Annotated in this window: 19 protein-coding genes and 5 tRNA genes; 19 read left to right on the top strand and 5 right to left on the bottom strand. The window is 42.5% G+C overall.

Annotated features, from left to right (window positions below; all coding sequences use genetic code 11):
- Positions 1–40: 40 nt before the first annotated feature.
- Genes NSQ72_RS01045 through murQ form a run of 5 tightly spaced genes read right to left on the bottom strand, consistent with a single transcriptional unit; the run spans position 41 to position 6,514 of the window.
- On the bottom strand, positions 41–1,960 hold the full coding sequence (locus tag NSQ72_RS01045) for a glycoside hydrolase family 3 protein (RefSeq protein WP_341083065.1): 1,920 nt from the start codon (positions 1,958–1,960) through the stop codon (positions 41–43).
- Positions 1,961–1,973: 13 nt separating this feature from the next.
- Complete coding sequence (gene pbp4b / locus NSQ72_RS01050) at positions 1,974–3,329, bottom strand: penicillin binding protein PBP4B (protein ID WP_341083066.1); 1,356 nt, start codon at positions 3,327–3,329, stop codon at positions 1,974–1,976.
- 13 nt (positions 3,330–3,342) lie between these two features.
- Positions 3,343–4,722: a PTS transporter subunit EIIC gene (locus tag NSQ72_RS01055; RefSeq protein WP_064498206.1), complete on the bottom strand. Its 1,380-nt coding sequence runs from the start codon at positions 4,720–4,722 to the stop codon at positions 3,343–3,345.
- On the bottom strand, positions 4,719–5,588 hold the full coding sequence (locus tag NSQ72_RS01060; protein ID WP_058837196.1) for a MurR/RpiR family transcriptional regulator: 870 nt from the start codon (positions 5,586–5,588) through the stop codon (positions 4,719–4,721). The genes NSQ72_RS01055 and NSQ72_RS01060 overlap by 4 nt, the downstream gene beginning before the upstream one ends.
- A 14-nt stretch (positions 5,589–5,602) precedes the next feature.
- Entirely contained in the window at positions 5,603–6,514 is a 912-nt protein-coding gene (gene murQ, locus NSQ72_RS01065; protein ID WP_064498205.1) for an N-acetylmuramic acid 6-phosphate etherase, read from the bottom strand.
- 220 nt (positions 6,515–6,734) lie between these two features.
- Between murQ and NSQ72_RS01070 the strand changes: the two genes are divergently transcribed.
- From NSQ72_RS01070 to skfF, 19 genes are all read left to right on the top strand, one after another.
- Positions 6,735–6,809, top strand: a tRNA-Glu gene (locus tag NSQ72_RS01070).
- A 6-nt stretch (positions 6,810–6,815) separates the two neighbouring features.
- A tRNA-Val gene (locus NSQ72_RS01075) sits at positions 6,816–6,891 on the top strand.
- Between the two features lie 3 nt (positions 6,892–6,894).
- Positions 6,895–6,967 (top strand) — tRNA-Thr (locus tag NSQ72_RS01080).
- Positions 6,968–6,995: 28 nt separating this feature from the next.
- Positions 6,996–7,080, top strand: a tRNA-Tyr gene (locus tag NSQ72_RS01085).
- Positions 7,081–7,084: 4 nt separating this feature from the next.
- A tRNA-Gln gene (locus tag NSQ72_RS01090) sits at positions 7,085–7,156 on the top strand.
- 136 nt (positions 7,157–7,292) lie between these two features.
- Complete coding sequence (gene rocF, locus NSQ72_RS01095; RefSeq protein WP_039176043.1) at positions 7,293–8,204, top strand: arginase; 912 nt, start codon at positions 7,293–7,295, stop codon at positions 8,202–8,204.
- Positions 8,205–8,387: 183 nt separating this feature from the next.
- Positions 8,388–8,951, top strand: a complete 564-nt coding sequence (sigW, locus tag NSQ72_RS01100; protein ID WP_024424449.1) for an RNA polymerase sigma factor SigW — start codon at positions 8,388–8,390, stop codon at positions 8,949–8,951.
- Positions 8,952–8,965: 14 nt separating this feature from the next.
- Positions 8,966–9,592: an anti-sigma-W factor RsiW gene (gene rsiW, locus NSQ72_RS01105; RefSeq protein WP_341083067.1), complete on the top strand. Its 627-nt coding sequence runs from the start codon at positions 8,966–8,968 to the stop codon at positions 9,590–9,592.
- Between the two features lie 218 nt (positions 9,593–9,810).
- Positions 9,811–10,632, top strand: coding sequence for a diadenylate cyclase CdaA (gene cdaA / locus NSQ72_RS01110; RefSeq protein ID WP_008344027.1), 822 nt, complete (start codon positions 9,811–9,813; stop codon positions 10,630–10,632).
- Entirely contained in the window at positions 10,625–12,052 is a 1,428-nt protein-coding gene (locus NSQ72_RS01115; RefSeq protein WP_341083069.1) for a CdaR family protein, read from the top strand. Before cdaA ends, NSQ72_RS01115 begins: the two co-directional genes overlap by 8 nt.
- Before the next feature lie 23 nt (positions 12,053–12,075).
- A complete protein-coding gene (gene glmM / locus NSQ72_RS01120; RefSeq protein ID WP_099662838.1) occupies positions 12,076–13,422 on the top strand; it encodes a phosphoglucosamine mutase in 1,347 nt (448 codons plus the stop codon).
- Between the two features lie 576 nt (positions 13,423–13,998).
- Positions 13,999–15,801 carry a glutamine--fructose-6-phosphate transaminase (isomerizing) gene (gene glmS / locus NSQ72_RS01125; protein ID WP_341083070.1) on the top strand — a complete coding sequence of 601 codons (1,803 nt, stop codon included), beginning with the start codon at positions 13,999–14,001 and terminating at the stop codon, positions 15,799–15,801.
- A 488-nt stretch (positions 15,802–16,289) separates the two neighbouring features.
- Positions 16,290–16,646, top strand: a complete 357-nt coding sequence (locus tag NSQ72_RS01130) for a DUF2200 domain-containing protein (RefSeq protein WP_341083072.1) — start codon at positions 16,290–16,292, stop codon at positions 16,644–16,646.
- Positions 16,647–16,806: 160 nt separating this feature from the next.
- The gene (locus tag NSQ72_RS01135) at positions 16,807–16,998 is read left to right on the top strand and encodes a PLD nuclease N-terminal domain-containing protein (RefSeq protein ID WP_003217265.1); all 192 of its coding nucleotides are present in this window, start codon (positions 16,807–16,809) and stop codon (positions 16,996–16,998) included.
- 14 nt (positions 16,999–17,012) lie between these two features.
- Positions 17,013–17,930, top strand: a complete 918-nt coding sequence (locus NSQ72_RS01140; RefSeq protein ID WP_341083074.1) for an ABC transporter ATP-binding protein — start codon at positions 17,013–17,015, stop codon at positions 17,928–17,930.
- Positions 17,927–18,691 carry an ABC transporter permease gene (locus NSQ72_RS01145; protein WP_341084997.1) on the top strand — a complete coding sequence of 255 codons (765 nt, stop codon included), beginning with the start codon at positions 17,927–17,929 and terminating at the stop codon, positions 18,689–18,691. The genes NSQ72_RS01140 and NSQ72_RS01145 overlap by 4 nt, the downstream gene beginning before the upstream one ends.
- A gap of 115 nt (positions 18,692–18,806) precedes the next feature.
- A complete protein-coding gene (locus NSQ72_RS01150; RefSeq protein WP_338593830.1) occupies positions 18,807–19,208 on the top strand; it encodes a RidA family protein in 402 nt (133 codons plus the stop codon).
- Between the two features lie 220 nt (positions 19,209–19,428).
- Complete coding sequence (locus NSQ72_RS01155) at positions 19,429–20,151, top strand: ABC transporter ATP-binding protein (RefSeq protein ID WP_341083076.1); 723 nt, start codon at positions 19,429–19,431, stop codon at positions 20,149–20,151.
- Positions 20,144–21,565, top strand: a complete 1,422-nt coding sequence (gene skfF / locus NSQ72_RS01160; RefSeq protein ID WP_341083078.1) for a sporulation killing factor system integral membrane protein — start codon at positions 20,144–20,146, stop codon at positions 21,563–21,565. Before NSQ72_RS01155 ends, skfF begins: the two co-directional genes overlap by 8 nt.
- Positions 21,566–21,569: the final 4 nt, after the last annotated feature.

The raw sequence follows: 21,569 nt of genomic DNA on the forward strand, positions 1-21,569 counted from the left end.
GCGAGTATGAAACTTACTGTTTTCTTCAAGAGAATCCCTCCTATTTGATCTGTTTCCCTTTTAAACTGATGCCATAGCCGAATGGGTAAAGGGTTTGATTTGGATGAGTGACAGATGGGATATCAACTGGCAGTTTCCCTTTAGGTGATGCAGCTCCAAATATCACTTCTAGTCCAGCAGGAATATTTGGCTGATTGAATTGTCCGTTTGAGTAGCCTTTAAAACCGTACACAGCTAGTAAGGCATCAGCTTCTTCAAAATTTGCCGCATCATAAGGGTTTCTAAGACTCATGATGACCATTTTTTTATTTTGTGCTCCTGCTTCTTTCATGACAGCACGAGGGAAGGCAGTTGCCCATTTTTTTGGGTCCTGGACATTGTCATCAATTACGCCATCATTTACAGCTGGGTCATTTTGGACAACGTAAGAGCCAGTGATGACATAGTCAGCTTCTTGAATTAGTTTGGCAGAGTCTTTGGTGAACGTTTTATCCGCAAAAGCATATGACTGGATGCGTACAGGCTTGATCTTTTTTTGTTTTATGAGAGATTCGACTGTGACAGACATTGCTTTTGTCTGATCTTCGTAAGGTGCCATGACCACGATTTTGTCATTCTTTTTAGGCTTGAAAGGTAAGGTTTTTTTGTTGTTTTTAAGCAGGGTGATTCCTTCACGTGCCATTTTTTGTTCTGCTTGACGGTGCGATTTTTTCCCGACGACTTGAGTGGCTTTTTTGATTTTTTTCTCAAGACTGATTGGTTTTTTGGAGGAAATAATGCCGCGTTTGATTTTCAATTGAAGAATTTTTTCGACGGATTCGTTAATCTGCGACATCGGAATTTCTTTCTTTAAAATCGCTTGTTTGACCGCATTAAATACATTCTCCAGGTTTTTCTCTGTTTTTAATGAGGTAACTGGTGCTGGCATGAGGGCGATGTCGACGCCTGCTTTAATGGCCATCACTACGGCTTCTTCCTGTCCGAAATTATCTGCAATCGCTTTCATGTTTAGGGCATCCGTCACAACAACACCTTGAAAGCCCATCTCTTCTTTTAATAAGTGTGTGATGACTTTTTTTGATAAGGTTGCTGGAACCATAATGTCCTCGCCATCTTTTTTGCTTTGATATGTTGTGTCATCAATGGCAGGAAATTGAACATGAGCGGTCATCACCATATCCGCACCAGCGTTGATCGCTTGTTGAAATGGATACAGCTCAACCTTTTTTAAACGATCTAGGTCATGCTCTACGAGCGGCAAGCCGTAGTGACTATCGACGGCTGTATCACCATGTCCTGGGAAATGTTTTAGCGTGGAAATGGTCTTTTCCTTTTGAAGTCCTTTCATGGTTTGAAGGCCAAGCCTAGTGACAAGAGCAGGATCAGAGCTAAAGGAACGGACACCAATGACGGGGTTGTCTGGGTTGTTATTCACATCAAGCACAGGAGAAAAGTTTGTATTAATCCCCAAGGCGTTTAATTCTTTTCCGATGATTTTTCCTGTGTCATATGCATTTTTTTTGCTTCTAGAGGCACCAATCGACATATTTCCTGGGAAATGTGTTCCCTTTTGTAACCTTGTGACGATTCCGCCTTCTTGATCAATGGAAATGAGTAAAGGAATGTTTGGTGATGCTTTTTGAAATTCGTGGGTGAGTTTCACGGTTTGTTCCGTATCAACGACATTCTCCGCAAATAAGATGACACCACCTAGATGATATTTTTCTACAAGGTGAGATACTTCGTTATTCATCTTTGTGAAGCCTGTAGGTGCGGATTCATCTTTTGTTTGCCAATTGCGAAAGTCCGGCATGAGCATTTGACCTATCTTTTCATCCAGTGACATGTCTTGAACCATTTGTTTAGCGGTTGGCAGAGAGGCAGAGCTAACCTTTTCCGTTGGAATGGAAGAGGTTAGCAGGGCTAAAACTAGTGCAGCGGGAAAGAGAGCTTTCAACATCGAATTCCTCCTTTTACTTAAAAGATTCGTAGATTGCAGTCATGATGCTTCCATAAGTACCAGTTGGGAACAGGTCACCTTCAAATTGATTAGGATTGGTTTCTGGTGAAACAACGGGTGAATGTTTCTTATTCGTCAGCAAGACGACACCTAAATTGTGTTTAGGATCAATCAACGTCATTGTGCCGGTCCAGCCAGTATGTCCATAGGCTTCGTTACTTGCATATTTTCCAAACATCCATTCCATGTCAGTATGACCGTTTTTTCGCCAGCCTAGCCCGTAAGTTGGGTTCGTATCAGAGGAGGCTGTAAAGAGATCGATGGAAGCTTGATCAAAGATGGTTGTTTTTCCATAGCCTCCTTTGTTAAGCATCAGCTGAAGCAGCACGGCCATATCTGAGGTATTCGAGAAAAGTCCAGCGTGGCCGGAGATACCTGCCATTGAGTAATATGCTTTCTCGTCGTGTACTTCACCTAGCAGGGTGTACCGTCGGATGTTTTCAAAATCGATTACACCGTCTCGTGAATTGCCTAAACGTTCTGTTGCTGCAAAATGCTTCGGCTTGAAGCCTTTTTGCAGCGGATTGAACATTGTGTGTTTGAGACCTAACGGCCGATAAATGGTTGACTCGACATATTGATCAAGAGGCATGCCTGTTTTCTTCTCGATGATCATGCCCAGCAGCATGTAATCAATATCACTATAAATGTGCTGGGTACCTGGCTTGTATTGCAGCGGTACTTTTGGCAGCCATTTCATCGTTGTTTTTCTATCTTGAGAATAAAAAGAGCCAGCTGATTCTTTGCTATAAAATAAGACACTGGAAGGGAGACCGGCAGAATGGGTGAGTAGATCCTTTACCCGGAGCTGGTCTTTACCAGTTACCTTTGCATCAGGTTCATCCTGAAAATCTGGAAGGATGGTCTGTATTTTTTCGTTGACATCAAGTTTTTTCTCGTAGACAAGCTTTTGCAGGGCATAGTTGGTCGCATACATTTTCGTATTAGATGCCAAATCGAATAGTGTATCCTTTTTCATTTTTTTATATGATTTGAGCTCTGTTGTGCCATCGTATTTTTGCCGGTAGCCATAGGCTTTTTGATGGACGATCTTTCCGTCCTTGATAATGATGAGAGCGGCTCCTGGAAATCCTGCTTGGATGTCATTTTGAATCATTTGATCAACCTTCCTCAGCTGCCTGGAAGAAAAACCTACTTGTTCCGGTCGTTTTGCTTTTTTTAAGACGGGATATTCTTCAGGAGCTGTTTTAGACAAAGACGATACAGGATGGGAGCTAGTTGCAAATGTTTGTACTGGAAACCCAAGGAGCATGAGCAGACATGTGATCAAAAGAAAACATTTCTTCAAGGTCTAGACCTCCTTATTGATTGTGATCCTCAAATTCAACAGCCATATCATCATGAAATCCAAATAAGTATGTGAAGAAAAATCCAGCAACATATGCGATAAATAGTCCAATTAAGTAAAGAAGCATTTGATGTGTGTGAACAATAAAGGTTAATGGAAGACCGGATACACCGATGGCTTTCGTCGCGATTTGGAAGTAGGCTTGAAATGCGCCGCCGATTCCTGCACCAAGACAAGCGGTGAGAAATGGTCGTCCTAGCGGGAGTGTGACACCGAAAATGAGTGGTTCACCAATGCCCAGCATCCCAGAAGGAAGTCCACCAGCAATGGCTCTTTTGAGCTTTTTCTTTTTTGTTTTCATATAAATGGCGAATGCAGCGCCTACCTGTCCTGCACCGCCCATAGCGAGAATTGGCAGAAGCGGGTCATCTCCAATTGAATTGATGAGTTCCATATGAATCGGTGTCAGCCCTTGATGAAGTCCTGTTACAACAAGTGGAAGGAAGGTCGCACCAAGAACAAATCCTGCGAAGATTCCGCCCATATTTAATAGGTAAGTCAGTCCTGAGGTGATGGCATCAGATATAAATCCGCCGACTGGCATGAAGACAACATACGTGAAAATGCCTGTAATGAGTAGTGTGATGGTTGGTGTGACGATGATATCAAGAGATTGCGGGACGAAGCGTCTAATTCGGGTTTCCACAAGTGCCATAAAGATGGCGGCTAGAAGAACACCGATGAGTCCGCCTCTGCCTGGTAGAATATTTGTGCCAAATAACATAATGTCTGCGGAGGCTGGGTTAATAATGAGAATACCAGCTAATGCACCTAATGCAGGAGAGCCTCCAAATTCCTTTGCGGCGTTTGTTCCGACTAATATCCCTAGGTAGGCGAAAAGGCCAGAACCTATAACTGTTAAAATAACTGCGGCTTGAGATTTTTCGTCAAGCCAGCCCGCTTGCACGATCGCTTTTGTAATCCCAGTAATAAGACCTGAAGCAACAAGTGCCGGAATGATTGGAATAAAAATGCTGGCAATCCGCCGTAAGAACAGCTTGAACGGTGTGCGGTTTTTTTGTGAAATGGCTTGCTTGTTTTTTTGTGCTTCGTTGTTTAAATCATAAGAGCCAGAGGCATTTAGAAGCTGTTCAAACGCACTTGATACTTGGTTGACAACACCAGTGCCTAAAATGATTTGAAGCGTTTCTGCTTCGACGACGCCAATGACGCCATCGAGTTCTTTGATTGCTGTGATGTGAACTTTTTCATTATCGATCGGTGTAATTCGAAGACGTGTCATACAATGTGTATGGGAAGAGATATTTTCAGAACCACCACAGAGTGAAAGAATATCTTTCGCCAACTGCTGATATTTCTTTTGATGACTCATGTTGAATCCCCCTTTGTTTTTCGTTTCATGGAGCGGATGGCATGCCTTGTTTTGTCAATATATTGGGCTGTCTCTTCATATTGACGAGAAGCTAAACTGAGGAACAAGACATCAATTAAGTAGAGCTGTGCCATTCTAGAGGAAGTGGCAGCACTGCGAAAAGGTGCTTCATTGGAACCGGACGTCGATAGGTGAACATCACATAAAGCAGAAACGCTTGTATGACCTGGATGTGTTAAAGCAATGGTTTTCACTTGGTTGTCTTTTGCGAGCTGAAGGGCTTGAATGATGTCTAACGTTTCTCCTGAAAAGGAGATACCAAACACAATGTCATTCTCTCCTGCATTTGCGATGACCGTAGATGCAATGTGCATGTCAGTGAAGGCTGTCGCTGCATAGTTAATTCTGAGAAATTTCTGCTGGGCATCAGCTGCGACGATACCAGATGCACCAACACCGATAAAATGAATTTGGTTTGCATTCAACAGTAATTGAACAGCCTTTTCTAAAGCGTCTGCATTTAAAATAGAAGCGGTGTCCTTAATCGATTGAATCGAGTTTCCTGCTGTTTTTTGAATAATGGATTGAAGCGGTTCATCTTGTTCGATATCTCTGTAGCCTTGTTTATCGTCATGCATCAAGTCTCCAGCGATCCGCATTTTTAAATCTTGATAGCCATCCAGCCCGAGAGATTTACAAAGACGGATGACTGCGGAGCTGCTTGCGCCGGCTGCCTGACTGATTTCGTGTACTGTACTTTTAATGACTTTGTCAGGATGGGCAAGGATATAGTCTGCAATGATTTTTTCAGATTGGGGGAGCTTTGATTTGATTGTGTGTAGTAGGGTAAGTCCACCTGCTGACATGAGCTCTGCCTCCTTTAGGATTGATAACGTGAGATCGCTTTGTCGATGTGGCCATTCGTTTTGCTCAGTAAATCTTTGGCTGTTTTCTTGTCTGTGTTTGTTTGGAGCATGACGATGGCAGTTTTGACTTCTAAGTCTGCTGCTTCAAGAGTCTTTACGGCTTGTTCGTAGGAAGCATTTGTCACATGTTGAATGATGGTGATGGCGCGTTCTTTTAATTTATGATTGCTGACTTTTACATCAACCATCAGGTTTTCATATACTTTGCCTTGTCTGATCATGACTGAGGTGGAAAGCATATTTAAAATCATTTTATGAGCGGATGCGGCTTTCATTCTTGTTGACCCAGTGATGGCTTCTGGTCCTACAATGACCTCAATGGCGCAATCTGCAAGCTCGCTAATTTCTGCTTGTTTATTGCAGCTAAGTGCGACTGTTTTAGCTCCAATTGACTTTGCATAGTTTAAAGCGCCGATGATATAAGGTGTCCTGCCGCTTGCGGCAATTCCGACGACTGTATCTTTTGATGTGAGATTGATGTGTATTAAATCCTGTTTGCCGGCTTCTTCACTGTCTTCCACATCTTCGGCAGCTTGAGAAAAAGCTGAGTCTCCGCCTGCCATGATGCCTACAATGACATCAGGTGAGACGCTATAGGTTGGGGGACATTCGACAGCATCCATTACGCCAATTCTGCCGCTTGTTCCGGCGCCTAAATAAACGAGTCTGCCTCCATTTGAGATGGATTCATAAGCAAAGTCACTTGCTGTTTTGACATGGGGAAGTACGAGGTTGACTGCTTGAGCGACCTTCATATCTTCTTTATTAATCATCTGGAGTATTTCAAGCGGATCTGCTTGAGAAATTCCCATTGTGTTGGGGTTTCTTGATTCTGTTGTTAAAGAACGCAGTTGAGATGGCTGCATGTGACATACCTCCTTATTTCTTCATTTTCAGTATATTGAGTATGATATGAAATTTCAATATTATATTTGAATATTGAAATTATATTTCAGTTGAAATGTTGATTAAATAGGGAGTAAATAGTTAGAAAATAAAAAAAATAAAAATCCCCTTTACAAAAGGGGGACAACCTGTATATAATAACTTTTGTCAGCTTCACGGAAACAACAAACTTGACAAACTGGCCCGTTGGTCAAGCGGTTAAGACACCGCCCTTTCACGGCGGTAACACGGGTTCGAATCCCGTACGGGTCACCATGATGTGGAGGATTAGCTCAGCTGGGAGAGCATCTGCCTTACAAGCAGAGGGTCGGCGGTTCGAGCCCGTCATCCTCCACCATATGCCGGTGTAGCTCAACTGGTAGAGCAACTGACTTGTAATCAGTAGGTTGGGGGTTCAAGTCCTCTTGCCGGCACTGTTTTTTCTTTATCAATTCCATATGTGGAGGGGTAGCGAAGTGGCTAAACGCGGCGGACTGTAAATCCGCTCCCTCCGGGTTCGGCGGTTCGAATCCGTCCCCCTCCACCATTTTTGGGCTATAGCCAAGCGGTAAGGCAACGGACTTTGACTCCGTCATGCGTTGGTTCGAATCCAGCTAGCCCAGTTAAGACACCTTTTTCAAAAAGGTGTCTTTTTTTATGTTGGCGGAGGGAATGTATAACTATTCAAAATGTTGTTGAGTTGAGTCAGAAGGCATCAAGAAAGTAAAATATAAGCATGAACGGAAAGGGGATGTACATATGGGAGAGCAAAAGAAGGTCACGATTGTTGGAGTTCCGATGGACTTGGGTCAAACGAGAAGGGGCGTCGATATGGGACCGAGTGCGATTCGTTGTGCAGGCGTAAAAGAAAAATTGGAAACGCTCTCATTTGATGTGGAGGATCTCGGAGATATTCCAGTTGAACAAAGAGATGATGAGAAAGGTTTATATACAAGTGAAAAACTAAAAAATTTAACGGAGAATGCTGGTGCGAATCAGCTGCTTGCTGAGAAGGTTGACAGTATTGTGCAATCAGGTTCGTTTCCACTCATTTTAGGTGGTGATCACAGCATTGCGATTGGCACACTTGCTGGGGTAGCCAAGCATTATGAAAACTTAGGAGTCATTTGGTATGATGCACACGGGGATTTGAATACGGAGGAAACCTCTCCTTCTGGAAATATTCATGGCATGCCGCTTGCTGTCAGTCTCGGTTTTGGGCATGCTGATTTAACAAACATTGGCGGTTATTCTCCTAAATTGAAGCCTGAAAATGTCGTTATAATTGGTGCTCGATCTTTAGATGAAGGAGAGCGGGCATTGATTCGAGAGAAAGGCATTAAAGTCTATACGATGCATGAAATTGATCGTTTAGGGATGACAAGGGTGATGGAGGAAGCTATTGCGTATCTAAAGGAAAGAACAGATGGTGTCCATCTCTCGCTTGATTTAGACGGGCTAGACCCAGCGGAATGCCCTGGTGTAGGCACTCCGGTAGCAGGCGGCATTAGTTACCGGGAGAGTCATCTTGCAATGGAGCTTTTAGAGGAGGCGGGTATTTTAACGTCTGCTGAATTTGTTGAAGTAAATCCGGTTTTAGATGAGAAAAACAAAACAGCAGAAGCGGCTGTGGCATTAATTGGATCGTTAATGGGTGAAAAGCTATTGTAGAGCGGGACTTGTTCCCGTTCTTTTTTGTTTTGGGAAAATTTAAGGATATGTTAAGGTTTTTACCGGTTGATAAGCGTAACACACTGTCAAAAATTTGTTACACTATTTTTTAGAGGAGAATGAAACCTTTTGGAAAGAGGTTCGTATACATAAAGACCGGTGAAGGCAGAGGTTGAATATACTATGGACACAATGATTAAAAAGAGAATTAAGCAAGTGAAAAAAGGCGACCAGAACGCATTTGCAGACATCGTAGACCTGTATAAAGACAAAATTTATCAGCTGTGCTACCGTATGCTTGGGAATGCACATGAAGCGGAGGATATTGCGCAGGAGGCGTTTATTCGTGCTTATGTGAATATCGAAAGCTTTGATGTGAATCGTAAGTTTTCCACGTGGCTGTACCGCATTGCAACCAACCTGACCATCGACCGTATTCGCAAAAAAAAGCCGGATTACTATTTAGATGCAGAGGTGGCAGGAACAGAAGGATTAAATATGTATTCTCAAATTGCTGCTGATGGCATTTTGCCAGAGGATGAGGTGGTGTCTCTTGAATTATCGAGCACCATTCAGCAAAAAATTCTAAGATTACCCGACAAATATCGTTCGGTCATCGTATTAAAGTATATTGATGAACTCTCGTTAAAAGAGATTAGTGAGATTCTGAATATACCAGTTGGTACGGTGAAAACGAGAATACACAGGGGTAGAGAGGCTCTCCGGAAACAGTTGAGAGACCTTTGAGTGAGGTGATTTTGATGAGCTGTCAGGATACAATCGTCCAGCTTATGCATCAGTATTTAGACGGGGACATTGAGCCCCAAGACGAAAAAGAATTAAAAAGCCATCTGCAATCGTGTGAGGAGTGCCGTACTCATTTTCAACAAATTGAGAAATCCATCGCGCTAGTGCAGAGTACATCTCATATAGAAGCACCATCTGATTTCACTGCAAAGGTGATGGCAGGTCTTCCAAAGGAGAAAAAGCGTGTGTCGGTTCAAAGATGGATCAAAGCTCACCCGCTGATGGTAGCCGCTGCCCTCTTTCTCATTTTAATGGGAGGTAGTCTGTTCACGAGCTGGAATACCGATCATAATTTCAGTGTGTCAAAGCAGCCGAATCTCGTCGTTGAAAATGATACAGTGACCGTACCTAAAGGGGAAACCGTAAAGGGTGATGTCACTGTCAAAAATGGCAAGCTGATTGTAGAAGGCAAGGTTGATGGAAATGTCACCGTCGTCAATGGGGAACAGTTGACTGCTTCTGCCGGACAAGTCACTGGTCAAATTAATGAAATTAATGAAGTGTTTGATTGGATCTGGTACAAAATGAAATCAACAGCACAAAACGTAATGCGGGTCATTGGGCCAGAGGAGCAAAAGTAACTCAATCGGCTTAAGAGCAGTCTCTAAGGGGGCTGCTCTTTTTTCTATACATTGGTGAGATTCACGCATACTAACAAGTCAGCCAGATATGGCAACTATTTTCCTTGCTGAAACAAAATGTGGTATAATAGCCACGCTATGTATTGATACATAGGCTCTTTTTATATTAAAAAAATGCATCAAACGAAGAATAACTGAAAATTCTGGAGGACGAGGAAATGGCTTTAGGGGATATTCCTTTTTTGCAGTACCTCGGTAATGCTGTTGATATTCTCGTTGTTTGGTATGTGATATATAAATTAATGATGGTCATCCGCGGAACAAAAGCGGTTCAGCTTTTAAAGGGAATTGTGGTCATTGTTCTCGTCAGGATGGGAAGTGCGTATCTCGGTCTTAACACACTTCAATGGCTGATGGATCAAGCGATTACGTGGGGATTCCTTGCGATCATTATTATTTTTCAGCCAGAGCTAAGGAGAGCGCTTGAGCAGCTTGGGCGCGGCCGTTTCTTCTCAAGAAGCGGGACACCTGTAGAGGAACAGCAGCAGAAAACGATCGAGGCAATTACAAAAGCAATTAACTATATGGCGAAACGCAGAATCGGCGCGCTGCTGACAATTGAGCGCGATACCGGAATGAATGATTACATAGAGACAGGGATTCCTTTGAATGCAAAGGTGAGTTCAGAGCTGCTCATTAATATTTTCATTCCGAATACACCGCTTCATGACGGTGCTGTCATTATGAAGCGGGATGAGATTGCAGCTGCAGCTTGCTATTTACCGCTGTCAGAAAGCCCTTTTATTTCTAAGGAGCTTGGGACGCGTCATAGGGCGGCAGTCGGAATAAGTGAAGTGACAGACAGCTTAACTGTCATCGTTTCTGAGGAAACTGGCGGTATTTCTGTCGCAAGGAATGGTGATCTCCACCGAGAATTGACAGAAGAAGCGCTTGAAGAAATGCTGATTGCTGAATTTAGTAAGAACAGCAAAGATGCTTCCTCGACCAAATGGTATTGGAGGGGCAAGAAAAATGGATAAGATTTTGAATAATCGCTGGGCCGTTAAGCTTCTTGCATTGGTCTTCGCTTTATTGCTGTATGGTGCAGTCAATTCAGCGCAAGCGCCCACGCCGAAAAAAATCGGTGAATCCTTTTTCCCAACATCGACGACAGATGAAGCAACTTTAACCGACATTCCTGTTAAAGCGTATTATGATGATGAGAAATACGTTGTCACCGGTGTGCCGCAGACAGTCAATGTCACGATTAAAGGATCAACAAGTGCTGTGAAAACAGCAAGGCAAACAAAGAATTTTGAAATTTACGCAGACATGCAGAACTTATCGACAGGTACACATAAAGTGGAGCTGAAGGCAAGAGATGTATCGAAGGGGCTCACACTATCGATTAATCCATCTGTGACGACTGTGACGATACAAGAAAAAACGACAGCTGAATTTCCTGTTGAAACCGAATTTTATAATCAAAATAAAATCAAAGACGGCTATTCACCTGAACAGCCCATTGTGAATCCGAAAAAGGTCACAGTTACTGGATCAAAGGACGTCATCGACAAAATTTCTGTCATTAAAGCTTTTGTGAATTTAGAGGATGTCGATCAGCAAATTGAAAAAGAAGCGAAGCTCACTGTGTATGATAGCAGCGGGAATGAGCTGCCAGTCGAAGTAAGTCCGTCCGTGGTGGATATTACGGTTCCAATCTCGAGTCCGAGCAAAAAGGTTCCGTTTAAACTTGAGCGGACGGGCAGCTTGCCAGAAGGGATCAGCATTTCAAGCATTGAGACAAGCCCGAGTGAGGTCACAGTGTACGGCTCTCAAAAGGCACTGGATGCACTTGATTTTATTGATGGCGTCAAGCTGGACCTAAGTAAGATCAAAGATGATACGGAGATTGATGCCGATATTCCGCTGCCAGATGGTGTGAAAAAGGTATCACCCGAAACTGTTAAGATCAAAGTGAAGGTTGCAACAGCTGAAGAAAAAAAGATCGATAATGTACCGATTTCTGTCGTGGGTTTGAGCAAGGATTTCACATCTGATTTTGTGAGCCCATCTTCTGGACGGATCACGTTAACAGCAAAGGGGTCGAAGAGTGCGATTGATAAACTAAAGGCTTCAGATGTTGAAGCCTATATCAATGCAGGGGACTTGAACGAAGGAACCCATGAGGTCAAAGTTCAAGTGAACGGTCCTCAAAATGTGACATGGACATTATCGAGATCAAAGGTCAAAGTGAAACTCACTTCTACTGATACAGAGGATCAGCCGGCGTCGACGAATGATCGAAAGGATCAAAAAGATCAAAAAGATCAATCAACTGATGATGATGATCAGAGTGAGAAGAGTAAAGAAGAATCCACACAAGATAAAGCAAAGAAAGAATCAAGTCAAAGACAGCCGGTCAAAGAAGATAAAAAAGAGGACGAAGCGTCCTCTTGAATGGAAAAAGGAGCGATTGAAACATGGGCAAGTACTTTGGAACTGATGGTGTAAGGGGTGTAGCAAATAGCGAATTAACACCAGAGCTCGCATTTAAAGTTGGGAGATTTGGCGGCTATGTGCTCACAAAGGATAAAGAACGTCCAAAGGTACTCGTTGGACGAGACACACGTGTATCCGGTCATATGCTGGAAGGAGCGCTCGTTGCAGGCTTACTTTCAATTGGAGCTGAAGTGATGCGTCTAGGTGTGATCTCAACACCTGGTGTGTCTTATTTAACGAAGGCAATGGATGCTGAAGCGGGTGTCATGATTTCTGCTTCACACAATCCAGTTCAAGACAACGGCATTAAATTCTTCGGCGGTGACGGCTTTAAGCTGTCAGATGAACAGGAAAGCGAAATTGAGCAGCTGATGGATCAGCCAGTCGATCAATTACCACGCCCAGTTGGAGCGGATCTTGGAACGGTCAATGACTATTTTGAAGGCGGTCAGAAATACTTGCAATTCTTGAAGCAGACAGCGGATGAGGATTTCACAGGTATTCACGTGGCGCTTGACTGTGCACACGGTGCAACCTCTTCTCTAGCGACACATTTATTTGCAGATTTAGATGCTGATGTGTCTACAATGGGAACATCACCAAATGGACTGAATATCAATGATGGTGTAGGCTCAACTCATCCAGAGGCACTTTCTGCATTTGTGAAGGAGAAGGGTGCAGATATTGGTCTTGCGTTTGATGGTGACGGTGACCGTTTAATTGCAGTCGATGAAAAAGGTGATATCGTAGACGGCGATCAAATTATGTACATATGTGCACGTTATTTGAAGGATGAAGGTCGATTAAAGGATGACACCGTCGTGTCAACGGTCATGAGCAACCTTGGTTTTTATAAAGCGCTTGAGAAGCAAGGCATTAAGAGCATTCAAACTGCTGTAGGTGACCGCTATGTGGTCGAAGCGATGAAAAATGATGGCTATAATGTCGGCGGTGAGCAATCAGGCCATTTGATTTTCCTTGATTACAATACGACAGGTGATGGCATGCTTTCTGCGATCATGCTTGTGAATACGCTCAAAGCGACAGGAAAAACATTATCAGAGCTTGCAGCGGAAATGGAAAAGTTCCCGCAGCTTTTAGTGAATGTGAAAGTGTCTGATAAATATAAAGTAGAAGAAAATGAAAAAGTAAAAGCAGTGATCCAAGAGGTCGAAAAAGAGATGAATGGTGACGGCCGTATCCTTGTTCGTCCATCTGGAACAGAACCGCTTGTACGTGTTATGGCTGAGGCAAAAACAAAAGAGCTGTGTGATGAATATGTGGCTCGAATTACGGCTGTTGTGAAAGAGGAAATGGGTATTGAGTAATAGATGAAAGCAAATCGCTAGCAGCGGTTTGCTTTTTTTTCGAATAAACGACATAATTGGATGGATCTGTACGAATCATATAAGTGAGGGCAACTTGAAGCTGCCTTCATACATAGGAGAGCACATCAAAGGTAGAACGTGACAAGCCTCATCGCATATAGTGTAGGGAGGTCTCACTTTCTCAAATAAAGGCAATCACCTGCTAAATTGTGATTGACGGAGGTCAGACCTTATAGTACAATCATCCTTGTGTTACTGGATTTTTATTCTATCAGGAAAGGCAGGGTAGATGTTCAGGAACTCTCTTATAATTATAGCGCCCGAACTAAGCGATCGGACGAAAGATGCTTAGTTGACGAGGATGGAGGTTATCGAATTTTCGGCGGATGCCTCCCGGCTGATCAAAAAAAGAGATCACAGCCGTAAGTGTTTCTTTAAACCAAAGAGGTGACTCTTTGTACAAAGGGAATACACATGATCTCCCAAAATAAACATGTAGAGAGGGACGAAGAAATGTCCCTTCTATTTTAGTAGGCTTTCTTTGTCCCTTTCACATGATCGGGAGGAAGAATATTTATGTGTGGAATCGTAGGTTATATTGGTCAGAATGATGCGAAGGAAATCTTATTAAAAGGTTTAGAGAAGCTTGAGTACCGCGGGTATGACTCAGCAGGTATCGCTGTGGCAAACGAAGAAGGCGTGCATGTGTTCAAAGAAAAAGGACGTATCGCTGAGCTTCGCGAAGTCGTTGATGCAAACGTGGCATCTTCAGCAGGAATTGGACATACACGCTGGGCAACTCACGGTGTACCAAGCCATCTAAATGCGCATCCGCATCAAAGTGCTTCTGGCCGTTTTACGCTTGTTCATAACGGTGTCATTGAGAACTATGTACAATTGACACGCGAATATTTACAAGACGTCACACTAAAAAGCGACACAGATACAGAGGTTGTTGTTCAAGTCATCGAACAATTTGTCAGCAGAGGTCTTGATACAGAGGAAGCTTTCCGTCAAACGCTTCTTCAACTAAAAGGCTCTTACGCAATTGCCCTTTTCGATAACGAAAACAAAGAAACAATCTATGTGGCGAAAAACAAAAGCCCATTATTGGTTGGTTTTGGCGAAGATTTCAACGTTGTGGCTTCTGACGCAATGGCGATGCTTCAAGTAACAAACGAATATGCGGAATTAATGGATAAAGAAATGGTCATTGTCACAAAAGACGAGGTTATGATTAAAAACCTTGACGGTGATATCATGACACGTCCTTCTTATATCGCTGAGCTTGATGCAAGCGACATTGAGAAAGGCACATATCCTCACTACATGTTAAAAGAAACGGATGAACAGCCGCTTGTTATGCGCAAAATCATCCAAGAATATCAAGACGAAAATGGCAAGCTGTCAGTCGCTGGCGATATCGCAAGCGCAGTAGCAGAAGCAGACCGCATCTACATCGTGGCTTGCGGAACAAGCTACCATGCTGGACTTGTCGGTAAACAATACATTGAAGACTGGGCGAAAGTACCTGTAGAAGTCCATGTAGCAAGTGAATTCTCTTACAACATGCCGCTTCTATCGAAAAAACCGTTGTTCATCTTCCTTTCTCAATCTGGGGAGACTGCGGACAGCCGTGCTGTACTTGTTCAAGTCAAAGAGCTTGGTCATAAAGCATTAACGATCACAAACGTACCAGGATCTACGCTTTCTCGTGAAGCGGACTTCACGTTGCTTCTTCATGCAGGACCAGAAATTGCAGTGGCTTCAACAAAAGCCTACACAGCACAAATCGCTGTACTTGCAATCCTTGCATCCGTTGCAGCTGAATTAAACGGTCAATCTCTTGACTTTGATCTTGTGAAAGAGCTTGGTATTGTAGCAAACGCAATGGAAGCCCTTGTCGATCAAAAGGATGAAATGGAACAAATCGCTCGTGACTTCTTCACAGTGACACGTAACGCATTCTTTATCGGAAGAGGACTTGACTACTATGTGTGCCTTGAAGGTTCATTAAAACTAAAAGAGATCTCTTACATCCAAGCAGAAGGCTTTGCTGGCGGAGAACTCAAACATGGCACAATCGCTTTAATTGAAGAAGGCACACCGGTCATTGCCCTTGCAACGCAAGAGCACGTGAACCTTAGCATTCGCGGTAACGTCAAAGAAGTCGTTGCACGCGGAGCAAACCCATGTGTCATCTCACTAAAAGGCCTAGAAGACGAAGGCGACCGTTTCGTCCTTCCAGCTGTACACCCAGCACTTGCACCACTTGCATCTGTTGTCCCATTACAGCTGATCGCTTACTACGCAGCCCTTCACCGCGGGTGTGATGTGGATAAACCACGTAACCTTGCGAAGAGTGTGACGGTGGAGTAGGAATTAAATAAAAACAGCTTTTATACCCCTTTAGATATCGTTTTCTAAAGGGGTATTTTTGTGTTAAAAGAACTAGTATTATAAAGATTTAAGCTGAACTTTGATTAATGGACAATATCTCCACTTGCTGTCATCATAAATATAGATACGTATTTTAAGGGGGAAATATTATTTTTATTCGATACGTAAAAAAAGAAAAATGGGGAATTGTTTTTTTCATAATTGGTTATATTGCATTGTTTATCATTTCTTATTGTTTAATTGGTGGTCCTGTCTCAAGTGGAGGACCAATAGGTGTATTCCTTGGATTTTGTATTGTTCAATTTCTTAAATATAGAGCTTTCAAAAAAGATGAAAGAAATAATAAAGGCATATATCATCGTTTATAAGTTGTATTTATAGCACATTATACTAAGTGCATAATGAGAGAGGCGTCCCCTTAAAAAGCATGACAGTTTAAATATTTAACGAAGAAAGAGAGTAGATACATGACCAAACCTAAAATCTACACAATGAGTTTCGCAAAAGTCTATCCTCTCTACATCGCAAAGGCAGAGAGAAAGGGAAAAATGAAAGCTGAAGTCGATACGATTATTTGTTGGTTGACGGGGTACAGTCTCGCAGAGTTACAGGAGCAGTTGGACAAGCAGATAGACTTTGAAACCTTTTTTGCTGAGGCTCCTGAGCTTCATCCTTCCCGCAGTTTAATCAAAGGAGTCATTTGTGGTGTTCGAGTAGAGGACATTGAGGAAGAAACTATGAAAAACATTCGGTATATGGACAAGCTGATTGATGAGTTAGCGAAAGGAAAGAAGATGGAAAAGATTTTGCGAGGTTCATCATGAGAATAACAAGCAAGCCCAGTGAATAACCTTCACTGGGCTTTTTTATATTTATAGATCATTCGACCAATAAAAATAAAATCCATTTGAACGAATTCTCTCTTCATGTCGTCAAAAGAAGTAATACTAAAACAAATTGGCGTTTGAAAAGGGAGTGGCGTGGATGGATATGAAGATGATTTTACCTCTTATTTTGCTGCAAGCGATTTTGATGGTGATTGGTTTGTTTGATTTGTTGAAAAGAGACCCATCGAGAATCAGAGGAGAGGTGAAATGGGTTTGGGCTTTGGTGATTGTGTTTGTGGCTAGTGCCGGTCCTATTGCGTATTTCATTTTTGGTCGTAAACAATCTTAGTAGGGGGGATTCGCTTGAATAAGCTGGAGTGTCATGGGCTAACGAAATCGTATGGTCGGCATGAAATTTTAAAAAACGTTTCGTTTTCTGTTGGGGAGGTTGGATGTGTTGGCTTTTTAGGTGCCAATGGAACTGGGAAGACAACAACGATCCGGATTCTCACAGGACTTGCTCGTCCTACGTCTGGTGTCGTAAAGGTGGCTGGTTTGGATGTCACAAAGGAGATGGACCAAATCAGTTATGTGATTGGGTATTGTCCGCAGCATCCTGCATTTTATCAGGATATGACGGGGCAGGAGTGGATGCATTGGGTTAGCGGGTTATTTCATTTAGAGAAAAACATCATTCGCTCCAAAACAGAGGAGCTGTTGAAGCTTTGTGGTGTGTATGAGGCGAAGGATCGTGCCATTGGCAGCTATAGCGGAGGCATGAAGCAGAGGCTTGCCATTGCGCAGGCACTTATCAACAGCCCGAAGGTTCTCATCTTGGATGAACCTGTGTCTGCACTTGATCCCATGGGAAGAAAAGACGTCCTGACGTTGATTGAGCGTCTAAAGCATGAGATGCTGATCTTTATGTCGACCCATATTTTAGATGACATTGAACGTGTGGCAGATCATATTATCATGATCAACAGTGGCAAAATTGAGATGTCTTCTTCCATGAAACAGATTAAAGAAGACTATATCCAGCCAGTGTTTGAATTTCAATTAGAACAACAGAATACGAAATTAGTGGCTTTGCTAAAAGAGCGGGATTGGGTGGAAGATTGCATTGAGACAGAAAACGCTTATCAGGTGCGAATCAAAGATCAACAAACGGCATTGAAGGAGCTGCCTCGTCTCATCACTGAAGCTGGCGGTGTTCTCCTCCATTATCGACTATCTAAGCTGACGCTTGAAGATATTTTCATGAAGGTTGTGAATGCATAATGATGTTGAAAAAGGAATTTAGGGAGTTATTTACTAGCTATAAAATCTTATTTGTTCCTATTATTTTTACGATTTTAATGATCACACAGCCTATTACGCTTAAAATGCTGCCAGATCTTCTATCGAAATCAGCTAATTTACCTGAAGGGTCTACATTTTATATACCAGAGCCTAGTGCTGGAGAGGCTTTGGCGAGTGCATTGAGTAAATTTCATTCCCTAGGTGTGTTTATCCTGATTATGATCGTGATGGGGACGATCGCTGGAGAGCGTACCTCTGGAGTGACCGCGATGATTATGGTGAAACCGATCAGTCGAACGAATTATTATGTATCAAAAATATGTGCCTATGCCTGTTTGACTTTGTTTAGTTTGGTAGTGGCGGTGCTTGCCTCTGTTTATTATGTGGACATTCAATTTGGTCATGTGGATTGGGTCAATGTGTTAAAAGGAACACTTCTTTATTATCCAAATTTATTGCTGATTGTGGTATCGACCATTTGTGCTTCGGCGTTCTTTCAACGTTCTGTCACAGCTGGCGGTGTGTCGCTTTTGATCAACCTTATTCTGTTTACCGTTCCTTCATTTTATGAAGAGACATTAGGGAAGTTTGCGCCTAAAGGCGTGACAAGTGCAGCCGAAGAGATGATTCATAAGGGGACTTATTCGGATCAGGCACTTACAAGTTTTCTAGGTGTATCGGTATTGATTGTTTTCTTTTTTCTCGTCGGATGTTTTCTTTTTAGAAAACAAGAATTATAGCAGGCTGTTGCGATTGTTTCTTCAGGATTACCATGAGCATAAAAATCTGAATAGGGTAGAAAGTTTGATATGATGATAATAATTGACTGTATTTTCAGAAAAGGGGTTTTTATCAATGAGAACATCACGTAATCCTGAGAACATTCATCCGCCAGTCGCACCATATACCCATCAAATAGAAACAACAGGACCTCAGCGGTGGTTAACCCTATCAGGTCAGGTGGGAATGGAGGCGGATGGGGCAATCCCAGAGAGCCCGTTGAAGCAGCTCGAACTAGCGTTAGAGAATGTGAAACGAAATGTAGAAGCGGCAGATATGGCTGTGGAAGATATAACGAAACTAGTATTTTATCTCGTGGGAGAGTTCGATGCAGAGAGCAGGAAACAAATCATGGGGCAGTTTTTAGGCGATCACCTGCCTTGTATGACGATGATTTATGTAGTGGCATTGGCTTCCCCTGCTTTAAAGGTAGAGGTGGATGCTTGGGCGTGTCAGGAGATGGTTTTGGGTGAATAGATAAAAGATTGGGATGCTGCAACCCAATCTTTTTTTATTTTGTACATAATCTATTTTATTTTCCCGTTGTATATAGAATAGATTACCTCATTCCTATTACCTTGTTATTCTCTATATGGTAATATTAGGGTTAATGATTAGTGGGTCTAATGACATTCGTTTTTGATTTTTAACACACCATAGATAAGCATACATCACTCTAATAAAAGGGAGAGATTTGATGCCATTCATGGAGGTTCAGAATGTAAGCAAACGATATAGCAATGGTGATGGGATAGAGGGTTTGTCGTTTTCCATCGAAGCAGGTGAGGTTGTGGCACTGCTTGGGCCTAATGGTGCCGGGAAGACGACAACGATTCGATGTTTAACGGGTCTATTTAAACCAGATGGAGGGCAAATTCTCATAGAGGGTTTCCCGCCTGGTCATTCCCATGTTCAAAAACAAATCGCGCTTATTCCTGATCACCCCTATTTGTATCAAGACTTAACGGCTGCTGAACATGTTCAATTCCGTGCTCGTGGATATCATAAAGGCTTAAAACAGATCAAGGAAAAGGTATATGAAGCGCTGAAAGAAGTACATATGGAAAAGAAGATGAATGAACTGTGTGGAAGGCTTTCAAGAGGCCAAAAGCAGCGTGTCGTCTTAGCAGGAGCCATTGTTCAAGATGCCTCCCTTTTTATATTAGATGAACCGACTGTCGGGTTAGATATTCCATCAAAACAGTGGCTGTCGGATTGGCTGAGACAAAAAAGTAGTCAAGGTGGGTCGATCTTCGTGTCGACTCATAGTCTGGAGTTTGTCCTTGATACGGCTAGCAGGGTTGTATTGATTCGAGATGGTGCCATCATGAAGAGTATGGATGTTCCTCAATTAAAGGAAGAACAGGTTGAGTGGAGGGCAGAAGTTATTCAACTTTTGGGGGAGTGGTCAAGTGAATAACACACTCTCCCTTTTATGGATGAAATCTCAAAGGCGCTTGATCAGTAAAAATCAAGAAAAGAAAATGCCTTTTCTGATCTTACTTCTTTTCATAGCGGCAATTGGTTTTCAGCTAAGCGCAGTTTCAAGTATGGGTGATTGGGATACAAGTGCAGCAGGATGGATCATTGTCTGTTTGTTTGTTCTTTATACGGGTTTTGGTTTGTTTACGAATCGGCTGCCTAGTCAGATGAACGATATCATTTGGTTATATGGAAATGGCGCTTCTTTATGGACGGTTGTTATCAGTGTGTGGATGTATCACATTTTCTGGCGAGGAGCTCTTCTCATTATCTCTGCTTTGGCTGCGGACCTTCTTCTGTTTTTTATGACGCAGCAGTACCCGTTTCTGCTTGGAAAATCACTCATTCTGACAGGGCTGTTATGTTTGGTCGAAACTTGGATGATTGCGGTTTCTTGTGCTAGAACCATTCGAGTATACAAGCGTTTGCTCTTACTCGGTTTTGTCTTGATGTTTTTCAGCTTTGCACTACTTGTTTTGAATCAATTGGTGATGAAACAGCCCTCATTAATGAACATTGCTGATTCTTTGATGTTTCAAGCTGGGCGTATGATCGAAGAGTTCTCCATTCTTTCTGTCTTCATTTTTATTGGAGTGATGTTTCTATCTTTCATGATGATGTACAAGGCTAGTCATCGTTTAGAGATGAAGGAGTCTTTAGTCAAGGAAGCAGTATTTTGGGAGGAATTTGAGGGGAGACATATTCAATCAAGTCCAATCGTTCAAAAAAAGAGCAGGACATGGTGGGGACTTCCGGCATTAACGGGCATTTGGGCTTTTCTTTGGATTGAATTATTGCTGATAAAAAAGTATATGATTTTCCATGTACTATCTACTATGCTGTTAATTGGTACTTACTATGTTGTCTTTACTTATTTTTCAGATTGGCTGAATCTATTCTTGATCGTCATCGCGGTATCTGTTCTTTTTAGTTCATATTATGCAGGGATTGTAAGACATGCGCAAACAGGAGCGCTTTACCTTTTTCCAGGTGCTTTATATCAAAAAATCATTCTGTTAGAAGTGTTTCAAACCTTTTGGCTGTATGCTTTCTACTTGATTTCTCTTTTATTGGCTGGTATTCAGGATGTATTGTATTGGACCTTATTTGGTGGAGGAGTTTATATATGGTTTTTGGCCATACGGCTCTTTGCCTTTATGCAGCCTCTGAGAAGAGAAAGGAGTTTTGCTTTGGCCGCCTATTATCGATCATTGCTATTTGCGTCTGTGATCAGTGCGATGGTCATGATTAGCATTTATCTCATCACTGATGGCTTGTTGACTACAATTGTATCCCTAGCGGCTGGGGCTGGATTTTATGTGCTTTGTTATCGATACCGTGCGGTTCATTAAAAAG

The organism is Bacillus sp. FSL R5-0659 (assembly GCF_038008785.1).
Taxonomy (GTDB): domain Bacteria; phylum Bacillota; class Bacilli; order Bacillales; family Bacillaceae; genus Bacillus; species Bacillus safensis.

Coding starts and splice junctions, on each gene's coding strand:
- glmM (WP_099662838.1), top strand. CDS start 12,076: ATGGGCAAGTACTTTGGAACTGATGGTGTAAGGGGTGTAGCAAATAGC.
- glmS (WP_341083070.1), top strand. CDS start 13,999: ATGTGTGGAATCGTAGGTTATATTGGTCAGAATGATGCGAAGGAAATC.
- NSQ72_RS01130 (WP_341083072.1), top strand. CDS start 16,290: ATGACCAAACCTAAAATCTACACAATGAGTTTCGCAAAAGTCTATCCT.
- NSQ72_RS01115 (WP_341083069.1), top strand. CDS start 10,625: ATGGATAAGATTTTGAATAATCGCTGGGCCGTTAAGCTTCTTGCATTG.
- NSQ72_RS01060 (WP_058837196.1), bottom strand. CDS start 5,588: ATGTCAGCAGGTGGACTTACCCTACTACACACAATCAAATCAAAGCTC.
- NSQ72_RS01155 (WP_341083076.1), top strand. CDS start 19,429: ATGCCATTCATGGAGGTTCAGAATGTAAGCAAACGATATAGCAATGGT.
- NSQ72_RS01045 (WP_341083065.1), bottom strand. CDS start 1,960: ATGTTGAAAGCTCTCTTTCCCGCTGCACTAGTTTTAGCCCTGCTAACC.
- murQ (WP_064498205.1), bottom strand. CDS start 6,514: ATGCAGCCATCTCAACTGCGTTCTTTAACAACAGAATCAAGAAACCCC.
- NSQ72_RS01150 (WP_338593830.1), top strand. CDS start 18,807: ATGAGAACATCACGTAATCCTGAGAACATTCATCCGCCAGTCGCACCA.
- NSQ72_RS01135 (WP_003217265.1), top strand. CDS start 16,807: ATGGATATGAAGATGATTTTACCTCTTATTTTGCTGCAAGCGATTTTG.
- rsiW (WP_341083067.1), top strand. CDS start 8,966: ATGAGCTGTCAGGATACAATCGTCCAGCTTATGCATCAGTATTTAGAC.
- NSQ72_RS01055 (WP_064498206.1), bottom strand. CDS start 4,722: ATGAGTCATCAAAAGAAATATCAGCAGTTGGCGAAAGATATTCTTTCA.
- cdaA (WP_008344027.1), top strand. CDS start 9,811: ATGGCTTTAGGGGATATTCCTTTTTTGCAGTACCTCGGTAATGCTGTT.
- rocF (WP_039176043.1), top strand. CDS start 7,293: ATGGGAGAGCAAAAGAAGGTCACGATTGTTGGAGTTCCGATGGACTTG.
- sigW (WP_024424449.1), top strand. CDS start 8,388: ATGGACACAATGATTAAAAAGAGAATTAAGCAAGTGAAAAAAGGCGAC.